A 15963-nucleotide genomic window follows, 5' to 3' on the forward strand; every position below is an offset into this window, starting at 1 on the left:
ATGGAGATGAATGACTGTAGGCCGGCTATTCTCCGGCGACTACGGCCTACTGAACTAGGTAGATGACTACGAACACGCCAATCCACACAACGTCAACGAAGTGCCAGTAGTAAGACACTGCCATTGCCGCGGTGGCCTGTGCAGGCGTGAACTTGGAGCGAGCAATGCGCGCCAAGATAATTCCGAAGGCGATCAGACCCGCAGTCACGTGTGCCGCGTGGAAACCGGTCAGGATGTAGAAGACCGATCCGAAGACACTGGACTGAACAGTGAGACCTGCCATGATCAACTCTGTCCACTCGAACGCCATGATGCCCAAGAAGACAACACCCAACGCGATGGTTACCGAGTACCAGAGTCGGAGCTTGTAAACGTCACCCCTTTCTGCTGCAAACACGCCGAACTGAGAGGTCACGGAGGAAAGAACCAGGACACTCGTAATGAGGAAGCCCATGGGCACGTTGATGTGCGCCGTGTGCTCTGCCCAGTCACCCTCCTGGCCGTTCGCACGCGAGGTGAACCACATCGCGAACAGTCCAGCAAAGAACATCAATTCCTGAGACAGGAACACGATGGTGCCGACGCTGACCATGTTGGGTCGGTTCAGCGCGGCAACACGTGGTGCTGCCATACCTTGGTTAGAAACTACGCTCGTCACGCCTAACAGTATGGCTGGTCTGACCGCATAAGTCATCTCATTTCCCCCCGATTTTTTTGAGGCCACGACCTAGACCTTCACAGTTTTCACCCCGGACAGGAACTATAAATCTTCCAGGAAGTAGTCGGGAACTTTTTAGCGCGCTTTACGACGCCCCATCCCTGCAGGTAGTGAGACTTGGCAACGCATGTTGTGAAGCCAGCAACAGGACAAGAAGAGGTACGGTTCGCCCGCAATCCGGCACGGGGCGGACCTTCCCTAATGAGATAAATCACACCCACCCCCATAGGCGAAAGTGCAGGACTGCAACTTTCGGTTGACCCCCGTAAAAATGGCCGTTAACGTGCTGGAATTCTAAGCCCAGACCTCCAGGTACACGCTTTCGGCGGCCGCCTGCTTCCCCCAGCGCCCCACCCATAGCGATATTTTTTCGACTTGTTGGGAACTTTCCGCAACGCAGTACGACGCAGTCTTATCAACGACAAAACCTCCGCCACGAGTTGTGGCGGAGGCTTGAGAAGTCGTGACGCTAGAAAGCGCGGCAGAAAAGGTTAAGCCTTAGTGCTTTTCCTTCGGAAGGCCATACTGCAGAGACAGGCCGGTCACGGAGGTGACCAGCAGGACTGCGCCCAAAATGATCATCCAGAAGTAGAGGAAGATAACGCCTAGACCAAGAACTGCGATTGAACCGGTCATGCACAGCGGCCAGATGGAGCTGGGAGAGAAGAAGCCGAGAATACCAGCTGCGTCTTCAGTCTCCGCTTCTTCCCAATCTTCCGGCGCGATGTCGGAACGGTTATCGGTGAAGTGCAGGTAGCCACCCAGCATGAGGCAGAGCAGCATAGCGAGGACCATGCCCACGATGCCGACCCACTCGGTGCCGTACATGTAGCCATCATCCTTGACGTAGTTAACGCCAATGATGTAGACGATGAGCGACACGAAGAGGTAAGTCGCGATGGAATAAAAGACCTTAGATGTTGCACGCATTTTCTATCAGTTCCTTTTCTTATGCCGCCTCAGCGGTGTCGACAAAGTTGTCGGCATCGCGGGTGTCGCGCAGAGAGTTGAACGGAGCGGTGGTAACTGCGTAGGGCTCTTCACCGATGTGCTCGAGAGCCTCGGCGTTGGTTGCCTGCGGGTTCTCCTCACGGAACTTGAGGTACTCGTTGAAGTCTGCGCGGTCAACGACGCGAATCTCAAAGTTCATCATGGCGTGGTAGGTACCGCACATCTCAGCACAGCGACCAACGAAGGCGCCCTTTTCCTCAATCTTCTCTACCTGGAAGCGACGCTCCTGAGAGTTGTTCTCCGGGTGTGCGTAAGCATCGCGCTTAAACAGGAACTCCGGAACCCAGAAGGAGTGGGAAACATCGCCGGAGGCGAGGCGGAACTCAATCGGGGTGTCTACCGGCAGAACCAGCACCGGAACCTCTTCGGTGGTACCAACGGTCTCAATCTTGTTGAAGTTGAGGTAAGAGATATCGCCCATGGACTTACCGTGGATCGGGTTCGGGTTCTCAGTACCCTCCGGATCCATGGAAGATTCCTCAGCGAGCTTCTGGCGCTCAGCATCGGCACCATCGTAGTTCTCGCCATCAACCTTGTTCTCGGCGTAACCGAACTTCCAGTTCCACTGGAAAGCCGTGACATCGACGGTAACCTCAGGGTTCTTATCCAATGCCGTCACCTTCTGCTGTGCCTGAACCGTGAAGAAGAACAGGCCCATAATGATGAGAATCGGAATGATGGTCAGAGCCATCTCCAGCGGCACGTTGTACTGCAGCTGCTTGGGGAACTCGCCCTTACCAGCCTTCTCAGCCTTCTTCGCATTCCAGCGGAAGATAGCGGTGAGGAACAGACCCCACATAATGAAACCGATGATCCATGCAGCAACCCAGACCCAGATCCAGAAGTTGTACATCGAGGTCGCCTCAGGGGTCACGCCCTTCGGCCAACCCATACCAAGGAGGTTCTCAACGGCCGTCGGTGCTGCGACGTCACAACCTGCCAGAGCTAGACCGCCCAGAGCGATGACGCCCGCTAGGCCCGCCTTACGGCCGAGGTTGCGTTGCTTACGCTGTCCCACGTGTGTTCTGCCTTTCTGTGCACACAAACTTCTCGAATACTCACAGAGCATTCCTACCCAATCAGGATAGAGGATCCTGCCTGAATTTCAGACCTTTTCACTGGACTGATTAGACGCTGGCTCCGCTCTATAAATAGTGAACGTACGGGATGTTACCGGCCCACCTGCACAAGGTCACACCGACTACCCCACCCTCCCCCTACCCGCTATGACCCAATTCACAGAGCACATAGCTGTACATCATCCGAAAGTTCGCACCCTAACGGGGAGCGCGGCGCGGGGTTCGCAGATCCTCCAGATCCGGCCGTAAAGTGTGTCAAAGATGAAGCTTGATATATAAGGAGAAGCAAGTATATGTGCGGACTCTGCGCGCTACTGAGCGCCGATCGCAATGCCGCCCAGCACCTGGAGGCCCTCGAGCAATCCCTCCAGTGCATGCGCCACCGCGGCCCCGACGCTGCTGGCACCTGGCATGACGAGGATGCAGCCTTCGGCTTTAACCGTCTATCCATTATCGATCTAGAACACTCAAACCAGCCGCTTCGCTGGGGCCCTGAAGACAACCCCGAGCGCTATGCCCTCACCTTCAATGGCGAGATTTATAACTACGTGGAGCTGCGCGAAGAGCTTAGTGCCGCCGGCTATACCTTCAATACTGAAGGCGATGGCGAACCCATCGTCGTCGGCTACCACCATTGGGGCAAGGACGTTGTCGAGCACCTGCGCGGCATGTTCGGTTTCGTCATCTGGGATACCGAAACTCGGACCATGTTCGCCGCGCGCGACCAGTTTGGCATCAAGCCCCTCTACTACGCCACCACCGACGCCGGCACCGTTTTCGCCTCTGAAATGAAGTGCATCCTGTCGATGGCCGATTCGCTGGGTCTAGACCTCAGCCTTGATAAGCGCGCCATCGAGCACTATGTGGACTTGCAATACTTGCCTGAGCCGGAGTCCCTCCACGCCACTATTCGCCGCGTCGAGTCTGGCTGCACCGTAACGCTTCGCCCTGGCGAAAAAGTTGTATCGGATCGCTACTTCAAGCCCCGCTTCCCCATTCAACCTGTGAAGCAGGGCGAGGAGCAGAAGCTCTTCGATAGGATTGCGCGGGCATTGGAGGATAGCGTCGAGAAGCACATGCGTGCCGATGTGACCGTCGGTTCCTTCCTCTCCGGCGGCATTGACTCCACCGCCATCGCAGCCTTGGCCAAGCGCCACAACCCGGACCTCCTCACCTTCACCACCGGATTCGAGCGCGAAGGCTACTCCGAGGTCGACGTCGCGGCCGAGTCTGCCGCCGCCATTGGTGTAGAGCACATCGTTAAGATTGTCTCCCCCGAGGAATACGCCGAGGCTGTTCCGAAGATCATGTGGTACCTGGACAACCCCGTGGCAGATCCCTCTCTTGTCCCCTTGTACTTCGTGGCCCAGGAGGCCCGTAAGCACGTCAAGGTAGTGCTGTCTGGTGAAGGTGCCGACGAGCTTTTTGGTGGCTACACCATCTATAAGGAGCCGCTCTCGCTAGCTCCGTTCGAGAAGATCCCCTCCCCGTTGCGCCGCGGCTTAGGCAAGCTCTCACAGGTCCTCCCCGAGGGAATGAAGGGCAAGTCCCTGCTCAACCGCGGTTCCATGACCATGGAGGAGCGCTACTACGGCAACGCCCGTTCCTTCAACTTCGAGCAGCTCCAGCGGGTGCTCCCGTGGGCCGAGCCGGAGTGGGACCACCGCGAGGTTACCGCTCCGATTTATGCGCAGTCCCAGGACTTTGACCCGGTAGCCCGCATGCAGCACCTCGACCTGTTTACGTGGATGCGGGGCGATATTTTGGTCAAGGCCGACAAGATGAACATGGCCAACTCCCTGGAGCTGCGCGTTCCTTTCCTGGACAAGGAAGTATTCAAGGTCGCGGAAACTATCCCCTACGATCTCAAGATTTCGCACGGCACCACCAAGTACGCGCTGCGCAAAGCCATGGAGCAGATTGTCCCACCGCACGTACTGCACCGCAAGAAGCTGGGCTTCCCGGTTCCTATGCGCCACTGGTTGGCCGGCGATGAGCTTTATGGATGGGCCCAGGATCAGATCACGGAGTCCCAGACCGAGGACATCTTCAACAAGAAGGAAGTTCTGGAGATGCTCAAGGAGCACCGTGACGGAATCACCGATCATTCCCGCCGCCTGTGGACGGTGCTGTCCTTCATGATTTGGCATGGCATCTTCGTGGAAGAGCGCATCGACCCGAAGATTGAGCAGCGCGATTACCCCGTGAAGCTCTAATAAAATAGAGAATAAAAATGAAGCCCTCGCCATATGGCGAGGGCTTCGGCATATCGTCTATGTGACTTTAATTGAAGGAGTCACCGCAAGCGCAGGAACCGCCAGCGTTGGGATTATCGATGGTAAAGCCTTGGACCTCAATGGTGTCGGAGAAGTCGATCTTGGCGCCAGTGAGGTACGGGATGGACATCTTGTCTACGACGAGGTTGACACCGCCAATGGAGTCCACCTTGTCACCATCCAGGGTGCGGTCATCGAAGTAGAGCTGGTAGCGCAAGCCCGCGCAGCCGCCCGGCTGGACAGCAATGCGCAGTGACAGATCATCGCGGCCTTCCTGATCAAGCAGGGACTTTGCCTTGGCCGCAGCGGCCTCGGTCAGGATAACTCCGGTTGCAGACGCGGGAGCGGTCATGATTTCTCCTCTTATGTTTACGGAATTTTTTCTGGAGCCCACCCTACCCCCTCATACAAGAGGAAGAAAGGATGCCTCACAGTTCACTAGTGGTTCACTGGTGCCCTGTTCCCTGACCACAACGCTATCTCCCGCGGGCCTATTCCCGTTATGTCCGCGCGACCTTGTACGCTAAACAGCGTGAAACTTCCGTGGCAAAAAGATGACAAGACTTCTTCCCCCGCCGAGCACACCCCGACGCCGGAAGAGCAACCCGCCGCCGAGAAACCGCACCGCAAGGGCTACACGCCGCCGAAAGGCCGCCCCACGCCTAAGCGTGATGCGCAGGAAATCGCCCGCGGCGTCAAGCGTGATCCCCGGGGAATGTCGGACGCGCAGCGCTACCAGCACCGCAAGGAACTCAAGGCTTCCATGTCTAAGGCAGAGTGGAAGGAATATAAGCGCAAGGAGCGCCAAGAGTCCCGCGAGCGCAACAAGGTGGCACAGGAGCGCATGGCCGCTGGTGACGAGCGCTACCTCCTCGCCCGCGATAAGGGCGAGGTCCGCCGCTACGTGCGCGATTGGGTAGATTCCCACCGCTTCATTAACGAGTGGGTCATGCCCTTTGCCATCGTGCTGCTGGTGCTCATGTTCGTCAGCACCCGGGACCCGCGCCTGTCCCAGATCATCTCGATTGGCGCCATGGCGGTCATCGTAGTCTTCGCTGTCGAGGGATTCTGGCTCGCGCGCAAATGCAACAACGCAGTGCGCCTGAAGTTCCCCGGCACCACCGAGGCCGGTTTTGGTCTAGGGTTCTACGCGTACTCCCGCGCCTCCCAACCGCGCAAGTGGCGCACGCCGCGTCCACAGGTGGAGCGCGGAGCTACCGTCTAAGCCGGAGGACACATGCCTGAATTCACCGCGGTTCCCCAGCTGCGCCCTTCAACCGCAGCACAGCCAAACCGCATGGCAGAGATTGCTGCATGGCTGGCGGCAGCGCAGGATTCTCCGCAGGCCACACCTCTTGAGCGGCCCCGGGCCATCGTCTTTGAAGACGCCCGGCCCACTGCCGAACGCACTGTCGACGGCGTGGGTATCACGCAGCATTCCCCCACTGATGAGGAACAGTGGCGCGATAATCTCCTCAGCGCTGCGCAGCGGGCAGGGGCGGGCATCGACTTCGTCGAGTGCACCAGCGGCGACTCCGAAAACTCTGAACCGTACGACAGCACTACCGCCATGTCCCCTGAGGAGTGCGAGTCCTTCCTCAGCCTAGGCATGACCACGGCAGATCGGGAGATCGATTCCGGCGCCGACCTGCTCATCACGTCCGCTTGTGGAATCGACACGGAGACCGTTGCCACCAGTGTTATGGGCCGGATCACCCACACCGAACCGGTAGCGATTGTGGGGACGAATACTCTGGCCAGCGGCATCACGGATGCGATGTGGAAGGCCCGCGTGAGCGTTGTGCGCGACTCCATGTTCCGCGCCCGCAACCTAGAGGGCTGGGAGGTCGTGCAGACCATCGGTTCCCCGGCTCTCGCGGCGTTGGTGGGTTTCATCGCGCAGGCCACGGCGCGGCGAACGCCGGTGCTTATCGACGGCCCCCTCGCCGCCACCGCCGCCGTCCTAGCCGAGCGCACTGCGCCCGGTGTGAAGGGCTGGCTTCGCGCGGGAACCACCACCCCCGAACCGGCGCACGCCCTCGCTCTCAAGGAGCTGGGGCTTAACCCACTGCTTGATTTAAACCTGAGTGAAGGTTTCCCCCTCGGCGCGCTCGCGGCCTTGCCGCTGGTGCAGCTGGCCGCCGAGCTCGCCTAGGCAGCCCACTTATTTCGCTTCAACCAGCGTGTGCAGCCAGCCGTGGGTATCCTCCACGGACCCGCGCTGGATGCCGGTGAGGCGCTCGCGCAGCGCCATCGTCGTAGCACCCGCCTCATCGTTGTTGATGTGGAAGTCGGTATCGGTGCCCATAACGTGGCCCACCGGGGTAATAACGGCCGCGGTTCCGCAGGCAAAGGCCTCCACCATGGCGCCGGAGGCAACATCCTGCTCCCACTCCTTGTAGGTGATGCGGCGTTCTTCCACCTTCAGCCCCATGTCTTCGGCCACCTGCAGAAGCGAGGCGCGGGTAATGCCCGGCAGCAGCGAGCCCGACAGCTCTGGGGTGACCAGGGTCTGGTTTCCCTCTTCGCCGTAGACGAAGGCGAGGTTCATGCCACCCATTTCCTCGATATAGGTGCGCTCGATAGCGTCCAGCCACACCACCTGGTCGCAGCCCTTCTCCGCTGCCTGCGCCTGCGCGAGCAGCGAAGCCGCGTAGTTGCCGGCGAATTTCGCTGCACCGGTGCCGCCGGGAGCGGCGCGTACATAGTCGGTGGACAGCCAGACGGACACCGGCTTGATACCACCGGAGAAATACGCGCCCGCCGGGGAGGCGATGACGACATAGCGGTAAGAATGCGCCGGGTGCACGCCCAGGGAGACATCAGTAGCGATCATGAAGGGGCGGAAGTACAGGGCTGCCTCGCCGCCAGCCTCGGGGACCCAGGCCTGGTCGACGTCGACAAGCTGGCGCAGGGATTCAATGAACTCCTCCTCTGGCAGCTGCGGCATTGCCATGCGCTCAGCAGAGGCTTGCAGACGCTGCGCGTTCTGCTCTGGGCGGAAGGTGGCGATGCTGCCGTCAGGCTGGCGGTAAGCCTTGATGCCCTCGAAGATGGCCTGGCCATAGTGGAAGACGGTGGAGGCCGGGTCCATGCTAAACGGCGCGTAAGGGCGTATCTGCGCGTCGTGCCAACCCTTGTCCTCAGTCCAGTCAATCGTCACCATGTGGTCGGTGAAGTACTTACCAAAGCCCGGGTTCGCCAGAATCTCCTGCAGGCGCTCCGGGGAGGTGGGGGTTTCAGTTCGCGTCACGGTGTAATTCAACATGCCTCACAGCGTACTCCCCAGACACCTATAGAAGTGCAGAAATGCCCAAGCGAAATACCGAGTGACATAGTCAGTCTTCGTACACATTGCCCTTCCGCGTTCCACGTCATGGACACGGGTAGGGTGTGAGGAGTATCCCATTGTCATTTTCTCAAGGAGGACATCGTGGCTTCTTCCACGTTCGAACTGCCCGCACGCGGCTTATTCCCCACCGTTGAGTTGGCCAAGAAGGCCCCCAAGCAGGCGGACGCCCTGCTCATCGCTACCTTTGCTGGTGAGGAGGGGCTCGAGGTGCCGGGTACTTCTCTGCTCGGTTCCTCCGCGCTGCGCTCAACGTATGAGGCTCTCGCCGCCGTGGGCGCGACGGGTAAGGCCGGGGAAATCGTGAAGGTTCCTGCCCCACAGAAGGCAGGTGCCGCCCAGGTCATCGCGCTGGGTTTGGGTGACGTTGAGGCGCTCGACGATGAAGCTCTGCGCCGCGCCGCCGGCTCCGTAGCCCGTGCTACCACGGGCGTGGGCACCATCGTGACCACCTTGGCGGACTTCGGCGTTACGGCCGCCGTTGAGGGACTCATCCTCGGCGGCTATGCCTACCGCGGAATCCGCTCCACCGAGCTCAAGGACAAGGAACAGCCCGCCACCTTCGTGGTCGTGGCCGATAAGTCTGTTTCCGAAGAATTCGAGGCCGCCCGCACCGTGGCCGAGTCCGTCTTGCTCGCCCGCGACCTAGTGAATGCCCCCGCCAACGAGCTTTACCCGGAGTCCTACGCCGACTTCCTTTCCGGCCAGGCCAAGGAGGCCGGTCTTGACGTCGAGGTTCTCGATGAAAAGCAGCTGGAGAAGCAGGGCTTCGGCGGAATCTTGGCCGTGGGCAAGGGCTCGGCCCGCCCACCGCGCTTGGTGCGCCTGAGCTGGAAGCCCAAGAAGGCCAAGAAGCACGTGGCCCTCGTGGGTAAGGGCATCACCTTCGATACCGGCGGTATTTCCTTGAAGCCGGGCAATGGCATGTGGGACATGATTTCGGATATGGGCGGCTCCGCTGCCATGGCGGCCACCATCATTGCTGCGGCCAAGCTGAAGCTGCCGGTTCAGATCACCGCTACCCTGCCGTTGGCGGAGAACATGCCGGGCTCTGGTGCCACCCGCCCGGGCGATGTCATTACCCACTACGGCGGCCTGACCTCCGAGGTCCTCAACACCGACGCTGAGGGCCGCCTCGTGCTGTCGGACGCCATCGCCCGCGCCAGCGAGGATAAGCCGGATTACCTCATTGAGACCGCAACCCTTACCGGCGCACAGATCGTGGCGCTGGGTTCGCGCATCTCCGGCATCATGGGCTCTGAGGTCTTCCGCGATCGCTTGGCCGAAATCGGCCGCGAGGTGGGTGAGAATGCCTGGGCCATGCCGCTGCTGGAAGAGCACGACGAGGAGATCAAGTCCCAGGCCGCGGACATCCGCAACATCAACGCTAAGCGTGAGGGCGGCATGGAATTCGCCGGCACCTACCTCAAGCAATTCGTGGGCGAGGGCATCGAGTGGGCCCACATCGATATCGCCGGCCCGTCCTGGAATGGTTCCGCCCCGCGCGGCTACACCCCGAAGCGCGCTACCGGTGTGCCGGTGCGCACCGTGGTGGCAGCGCTACGCGAGATCGCAGAAGCCTAGATCAGAGCGTCTTCAACTCGGCTCCCGTGTGAGCGGCTTGAGGCCGCTCACACTTCTTCGCCGGCGATGACGTAGTCCTCCTTGTCCGCCAACGGGAGGACGGTGCCATCTGACATGGCGCGGTCGGTGACGAGCCCGTCATCGTCGACAAGCGCGACCTCGTTGCCTTCCTCACGCAGGCGGCGCAGGCCTTCCTTGAGCATGCGCCGGCCCACCTTGTGCAGCCCAGAGACCTGGGAGAAGTCCAAGGCCAAGCGCTTGCCGGAGAACTGGCGCTCCTCCAGCTCGTGGAGGATGGCTTCCGTGGCGGTGAAGTTGATATGACCCTGCAGTCGAATGATCGCCGTCTCATCATCTTCATCAACGCTGCGTACTGGGTGCACACCGAAGCGGTTCTCTGTGGACATCAGGTGCAGGCCCATGTCCGAGGAGAGCTCGCGGAAGATTGCGGTGCCGCGCACGCTATTGCCCTGTTCATCAAGGCGCGGCGAGAACGTCGCCACGCCGCTCTGCCCCGGCAGCGTACCAATGAGCCCGCCGGATACGCCGGACTTCGCGGGGATTCCCACCTCCGCCATCCAGCGCCCAGCGCCGTCGTACATGCCGCAAGAGCTCATCACCGCCAGGGTCATGCGGCAGACATCGGCGTCTAGAATCTTCTCTCCTGTTACCGGCTGGCGCCCACCATTGGCCAAGGTCGCGGTCATGACGGCAAGGTCGCGCGCATCGACCGACAGCGCGCACTGCGAGGTATAGGACAGCACGGCATCGTGGGCATCGTCCTGAATGATGCCATAGGAGCGCAGCATGTGTGCGAGGGAGAGGTTACGCTCGGCGTGCTCCAGTTCGGAGTCACACAGGCGCTTGTCGACGTCCACCTCGCGCCCCGCCAGCTTGGAGATGAAGGAACGAATCTTTTCCACGCGATCTTCCACGGTGGAATCCACGCCGTTGATGAGCTGGTTGACCACAATGGCACCAGCGTTGATCATCGGATTCACTGGGCGGTGGTCTTTGGCCAGCGAAAGCTCGTTGAAAGCCTGCCCGGAGGGCTCGAGGCCGACGACGTCACGCACCGCGTCAAGCCCCAGCTCACTCAGCGCGAGAGCATACACAAATGGTTTTGAGATGGACTGGATGGTGAAGCGGCTTTCCGCGTCACCGGCGCTATAAAGGTGGCCCGTTACTGAGCACAGCGCAACCCCCAACTGATTTGGGTTCGCACTGGCCAGTTCCGGGATGTAGTCCGCTACTTCACCGGAATCGTGATCGTGTACGCCATCAAGAATCTTCTGTAGATAAAAAGGAATCGGTGTTTTCATCGCTTCCCAGGGTATAGAATTGCCGCGTATGACACCTGCACTCATCATTGTCGATGTCCAACATGATTTTTGCCCCGGCGGAGCCCTCGGCACTGAACGTGGTAACGAGGTTGCTGAGCGCATCGGTGCGCTACAGACGTCCTATGACACGGTCGTAGCGACACAGGATTGGCATATCGACCCGGGCACACATTTCTCTGCGAATCCCGACTTCGTTGATACCTGGCCCACGCACTGCGTGGCTGATTCTTTCGGCGCCGCGATGCACGAGGCCATCGGGCCCGCCCAGGCCTATTTCAAGAAGGGCGAATATACCGCCGCCTACTCCGGCTTCGAGGGCGCGGCTGATGGTGTTTCATTGGCGGATTGGTTGCGCGAGCACAACGTCACCGCCGTGGACATCGTTGGCATTGCCACCGATCACTGCGTGCGCGCGACGGCTGCCGACGCCCTGAAGGAAGGCTTCACCGCGCGGGTTCTGGCAGACTATTGCGCGCCCGTCGACGAGGCCCGCGGCGCCGCCGCACTGGAGGAACTAGCGAAGGCAGGCGCCACCATCGTTCAAGGCTAGGCACCAGGCGTTGTAACTGATTATCTGTCGTCGCGCTCATTCTGCTGCTGGCGCTGCTCAAAACGTTCGCGGCGCTCGCGCTGTTCCTCACGTTTGCGCAGAATGCGCTCTCGCTCGATGCGCTCGCGCATGCGCTGCGGGTAACCAGTCTCTTCGACGTCATAGACATCGCAGCCCAGAAGCTTCGCCACCGCGTCAATCCCCTTAGGCCCGCCGATGCGGCGGCGGATGAAGGCACCGCTTTCATCAACCACAACGACCGACATCTCGTTGACCACGGTCTCCGGCTCCACAAATGCCTCAACATAGGCCCGCCCTTGAACCCAGGCTTGAAGCTCCTGCGCATCTTCAGCGCGAATGGTCTCCCCCGGTGCGCGGGGTGGGCGCAGTTGGGACTTAGAGCTATTGCGGCGGAAGGGGTTGAACATGGCTCTTTAGCCTACCGGAGGCCACCTTCAGCCACTTCACGCGGAGGATGCCCCAATTAACCCCACCCATGCGCGCCTTTTATAAACACGCTGTAGAATCAATCACTAGCGTTTCAAAAATTCCAACTTTCGAGGAGTCTTAATACTTATGGCACACTCTGTTGTGATGCCCGAACTGGGCGAATCTGTAACCGAAGGCACGATTACCCAGTGGCTGAAGTCCGTCGGTGACACCGTTGAGGTCGACGAACCTTTGCTCGAGGTCTCCACCGACAAGGTCGACACCGAAATCCCTTCCCCGGTCGCCGGCACCATCCTCGAAATCAAGGCTGAGGAAGATGACACCGTAGACGTGGGCGAGGTCATCGCGATCATCGGTGATGAGGGCGAGTCCGCACCAGCTGCCGAGGAGTCGGAGGACTCTTCTGAGAAGGCTGCCGAGACCCCGGACAAGCCTGCTGAGGACGCCGAGTCTGCGGCTCCCGCTGCTTCTGGTGACGCCACCGACGTGGAGATGCCGGAGCTTGGTGAGTCCGTCACCGAGGGCACCATCACCCAGTGGCTGAAGTCCGTCGGCGACACCGTCGAGGTCGACGAACCACTCCTCGAGGTCTCCACCGACAAGGTCGACACCGAAATCCCGTCCCCGGTCGCCGGCACCCTCGTTGAAATCCTCGCCGAGGAAGATGACACCGTCGACGTCGGCGCCGTCATCGCCCGCGTAGGCGACGGCTCCGCCGCAGCCTCCGAGAAGCCTGCCGCCAAGGAAGAAAAGGCAGAGCCGAAGGCAGAAGAAAAGAAGGAAGAGCCCAAGGCCGAAGAGAAGTCCGAGGACAAGCCCGCTGCTTCTGGTGACGCCACCGACGTAGAGATGCCGGAGCTCGGTGAGTCCGTCACCGAGGGCACCATCACCCAGTGGCTGAAGTCCGTCGGCGACACCGTCGAGGTCGACGAACCACTCCTCGAGGTCTCCACCGACAAGGTCGACACCGAAATCCCGTCCCCGGTCGCCGGCACCCTCGTTGAAATCCTCGCCGAAGAAGACGACACCGTCGACGTCGGCGCCGTCATCGCCCGCGTAGGCGACGGCTCCGCCGCAGCCTCCGAAAAGCCTGCCGCCAAGGAAGAAAAGAAGGAAGAGCCCAAGGCCGAAGAGAAGAAGGAAGAGCCGAAGGCAGAGGAGAAGAAGCCTGCTGCTTCCCAGCCCTCGGAGCCGAAGACATCCGAGACTTCCACCAAGGTCAACAACGGCGATAACGTCCCGTACGTCACCCCGCTGGTGCGCAAGCTGGCTGAAAAGCACGGCGTGGACCTCTCCACTGTCTCTGGCACTGGCGTCGGCGGCCGCATCCGCAAGCAGGACGTCTTGGCCGCTGCTGGCGAGGGTGAAGCTCCGGCTTCCTCCGCTAGCGCATCCTCCAGTAACCCGCGTGCTCGCTGGTCCACCAAGTCCGTGGATCCGGAGAAGCAGGAGCTCATCGGCACCACCCAGAAGGTCAACCGTATCCGCGAGATCACGGCGACCAAGATGGTTGAGGCCCTCCAGATTTCCGCTCAGCTGACCCACGTCCAGGAAGTCGATATGACCGCCATCTGGGATATGCGCAAGCAGTCCAAGCAGGCGTTCATTGATAAGTACGAGGCCAACCTCTCCTTCCTGCCGTTCATTGTGAAGGCCACCGTTGAGGCACTGGTCTCCCACCCGAACGTCAACGCTTCCTACAACCCGGAGACCAAGGAGATGACCTACCACGCTGACGTCAACGTGGCCATCGCCGTGGACACCCCGAAGGGCCTGCTGACCCCGGTCATCCACAAGGCCCAGGAACTGACGCTGCCGGAGATTGCCCAGAAGATCGCCGAGCTGGCTGACAAGGCACGCAACAACAAGCTCAAGCCGAACGATCTGACCGGTGCGACCTTCACCGTGACCAACATCGGCTCCGAGGGCGCCCTGCTGGATACCCCGATTCTGGTTCCGCCGCAGGCCGGCATCCTGGGCACCGCCGCTATCACCAAGCGCGCGGTCGTCGTGACCGAGGACGGCCAGGACGCCATCGCCATCCGCCAGATGTGCTACCTGCCGTTCACCTACGACCACCAGGTGGTCGACGGTGCCGACGCTGGTCGCTTCATCACGACCATCAAGGACCGCCTCGAAACCGCAGATTTCGAAGCCGACCTTGACCTCTAAGACTTAGTATTCCAAGTCTTAAGAGGCTGCTCCCCCGCCACTGCGGCGGGGGAGCTTCGTCGTTTTCCACCCGGCTTTCCTCCACCCCGCAAACACAGCTCGGTGACATCGCTCAGTGGCGCCGCAACTGCCCTATCTGCCAAAACTATTGCACGGTTTTCAGAGATCTGCGCCAACTTTGGCAGGTAGGCGCGTTTTCTTTAAACGTCTTGCCACCAAGACCTGATCACTGTGATTCAGCACACTAGACTGTGCCGCATGGTTTCTCAGAAGTGGTTCCGCGTCGCTTTAGGCATGTTCCTCGTCGCCTGCGGCGCTAATCTCTTCGCCCCGATGGTCGTGGTCTACCAAGTCACCACCGAACTAGGGGTTCTGCAAACGACCTTCCTCTTCGGCATCTATGCCCTCGGCATCATGGTGGCTCTCTTCATTGGCGGCCCACTTTCCGATTCGCTGGGCCGCCGAGCCATCATGCGCCCAGCCGTCCTCATCACCACTGCTGGCTCACTGGTCTTCCTCAGCGGCGCAGGCGGTGCCTTCCTCCCCTTGTTGCTCGGCCGCCTGTGTGCCGGGGCTGCGGTGGGCCTGGCCATGTCTTCCGGTGCTGCTTGGATCAAGGAGCTCAGCACCCACCTCAGCGTTGGCGCGAAGCGTTCCTCTATCGCACTGTCAGCCGGCTTCGCGTCGGCACCCGGCGTTGCCGGTACCGCCGCGGAGTTCCTCCCCTGGCCCACCGTCCTGCCTTATCTCTTGCACATCGGCCTAGCGCTCGTCGTGGTCCCCCTCGTGTGGACCGTGCCTGAACAGAAAGCTGTCCAAACGGCTTCGTCGCGCCGTTCTTTAATCCCCACCAGCCTGCTTAGCCCCCGCTACCTACCGGTCGTGGCCTATGCACCGTGGGTCTTCGGCTCCGCCACCACCGCCTTCGTCTTCCTGCCCTCACAGCTCAGCGAGCACTTGCGCCATCCCATTCTCATCGCTGGCCTGTGTGCCCTACTCACCATGGGCAGCGGCGTAGTCATTCAACAGCTCGCGGGCTGCATCCGCGTGACCGCGTTCCATGGCATGGTGCTGGCCGCCATAGGCATGGCCCTGTGCCTCGTCATCCTCGCCGCGGCGGAACATAACTGGGCAGTTTTCCTTCTGCCTCTCGCGGCCATCATCATGGGCAGCTCCTATGGAATTGGCATGCTCAGCGGTCTCGCGGAAACCCAAGCCATCGCGCACCCGGCGGAGCTTGGGGCAGCAACGGGGGTGTTTTATTCGCTGACCTATCTGGGCTTCTTTGCCCCCTTCATTCTCTCGCTTTTGGGCCCTGTCACAGGCTATTCCACCGCCTTCATCATTGGACTCGCTGTCGCGGCGCTGACTGCCGTGGCGCTGCGCCTCCGCTTTAAGGGGTAACCGGGGTTAATGTCATGGCATACGCTT

14 protein-coding genes are annotated in these 15963 nt (G+C 60.5%); 7 read left to right on the forward strand and 7 right to left on the reverse strand.

The window, feature by feature from the left end:
- Positions 1–46: 46 nt before the first annotated feature.
- The 3 genes from ctaE to ctaC form a co-directional block, all read right to left on the reverse strand.
- Positions 47–658 (reverse strand): aa3-type cytochrome oxidase subunit III, encoded by a 612-nt coding sequence (ctaE, locus tag CAURIM_RS08850; RefSeq protein ID WP_232745219.1) that lies wholly within the window; start codon positions 656–658, stop codon positions 47–49.
- Positions 659–1216: 558 nt separating this feature from the next.
- Positions 1217–1648, reverse strand: a complete 432-nt coding sequence (ctaF, locus tag CAURIM_RS08855) for an aa3-type cytochrome oxidase subunit IV (protein WP_201827770.1) — start codon at positions 1646–1648, stop codon at positions 1217–1219.
- 19 nt (positions 1649–1667) lie between these two features.
- On the reverse strand, positions 1668–2747 hold the full coding sequence (gene ctaC, locus CAURIM_RS08860) for an aa3-type cytochrome oxidase subunit II (RefSeq protein ID WP_070445204.1): 1080 nt from the start codon (positions 2745–2747) through the stop codon (positions 1668–1670).
- 354 nt (positions 2748–3101) lie between these two features.
- On the opposite strand from ctaC, the gene asnB reads away from it, so the two are divergent.
- On the forward strand, positions 3102–5024 hold the full coding sequence (gene asnB / locus CAURIM_RS08865) for an asparagine synthase (glutamine-hydrolyzing) (protein ID WP_201827766.1): 1923 nt from the start codon (positions 3102–3104) through the stop codon (positions 5022–5024).
- A gap of 67 nt (positions 5025–5091) precedes the next feature.
- Here asnB and CAURIM_RS08870 read toward each other — a convergent pair whose 3' ends face one another.
- The gene (locus CAURIM_RS08870) at positions 5092–5436 is read right to left on the reverse strand and encodes a HesB/IscA family protein (RefSeq protein WP_201827760.1); all 345 of its coding nucleotides are present in this window, start codon (positions 5434–5436) and stop codon (positions 5092–5094) included.
- A 180-nt stretch (positions 5437–5616) separates the two neighbouring features.
- Between CAURIM_RS08870 and CAURIM_RS08875 the strand changes: the two genes are divergently transcribed.
- Together CAURIM_RS08875 and CAURIM_RS08880 are read left to right on the forward strand one after the other, a co-directional pair.
- Positions 5617–6309, forward strand: a complete 693-nt coding sequence (locus CAURIM_RS08875) for a DUF3043 domain-containing protein (RefSeq protein WP_201827757.1) — start codon at positions 5617–5619, stop codon at positions 6307–6309.
- 12 nt (positions 6310–6321) lie between these two features.
- Complete coding sequence (locus tag CAURIM_RS08880; protein ID WP_201827756.1) at positions 6322–7239, forward strand: nicotinate-nucleotide--dimethylbenzimidazole phosphoribosyltransferase; 918 nt, start codon at positions 6322–6324, stop codon at positions 7237–7239.
- A 9-nt stretch (positions 7240–7248) separates the two neighbouring features.
- Here the strand turns inward: CAURIM_RS08880 and CAURIM_RS08885 are convergent, their stop codons facing one another.
- Positions 7249–8352, reverse strand: coding sequence for a branched-chain amino acid aminotransferase (locus CAURIM_RS08885; RefSeq protein WP_201827753.1), 1104 nt, complete (start codon positions 8350–8352; stop codon positions 7249–7251).
- Positions 8353–8517: 165 nt separating this feature from the next.
- Here CAURIM_RS08885 and CAURIM_RS08890 point away from each other — a divergent pair, with 165 nt between their 5' ends.
- The gene (locus CAURIM_RS08890) at positions 8518–10017 is read left to right on the forward strand and encodes a leucyl aminopeptidase (RefSeq protein ID WP_201827750.1); all 1500 of its coding nucleotides are present in this window, start codon (positions 8518–8520) and stop codon (positions 10015–10017) included.
- A gap of 47 nt (positions 10018–10064) precedes the next feature.
- Here CAURIM_RS08890 and CAURIM_RS08895 read toward each other — a convergent pair whose 3' ends face one another.
- A complete protein-coding gene (locus CAURIM_RS08895; RefSeq protein WP_201827748.1) occupies positions 10065–11339 on the reverse strand; it encodes a glutaminase in 1275 nt (424 codons plus the stop codon).
- Positions 11340–11367: 28 nt separating this feature from the next.
- Here CAURIM_RS08895 and CAURIM_RS08900 point away from each other — a divergent pair, with 28 nt between their 5' ends.
- On the forward strand, positions 11368–11910 hold the full coding sequence (locus CAURIM_RS08900) for an isochorismatase family protein (RefSeq protein WP_201827745.1): 543 nt from the start codon (positions 11368–11370) through the stop codon (positions 11908–11910).
- A gap of 20 nt (positions 11911–11930) precedes the next feature.
- Here the strand turns inward: CAURIM_RS08900 and CAURIM_RS08905 are convergent, their stop codons facing one another.
- A complete protein-coding gene (locus tag CAURIM_RS08905; RefSeq protein WP_070743676.1) occupies positions 11931–12338 on the reverse strand; it encodes an oxidoreductase in 408 nt (135 codons plus the stop codon).
- A 148-nt stretch (positions 12339–12486) separates the two neighbouring features.
- Between CAURIM_RS08905 and sucB the strand changes: the two genes are divergently transcribed.
- Both sucB and CAURIM_RS08915 read left to right on the forward strand, forming a co-directional pair.
- Complete coding sequence (sucB, locus tag CAURIM_RS08910) at positions 12487–14532, forward strand: 2-oxoglutarate dehydrogenase, E2 component, dihydrolipoamide succinyltransferase (RefSeq protein ID WP_201827742.1); 2046 nt, start codon at positions 12487–12489, stop codon at positions 14530–14532.
- Between the two features lie 258 nt (positions 14533–14790).
- Positions 14791–15936: an MFS transporter gene (locus CAURIM_RS08915; protein WP_201827739.1), complete on the forward strand. Its 1146-nt coding sequence runs from the start codon at positions 14791–14793 to the stop codon at positions 15934–15936.
- Positions 15937–15963: the final 27 nt, after the last annotated feature.

The organism is Corynebacterium aurimucosum (assembly GCF_030408555.1).
Lineage (GTDB): Bacteria > Actinomycetota > Actinomycetes > Mycobacteriales > Mycobacteriaceae > Corynebacterium > Corynebacterium aurimucosum.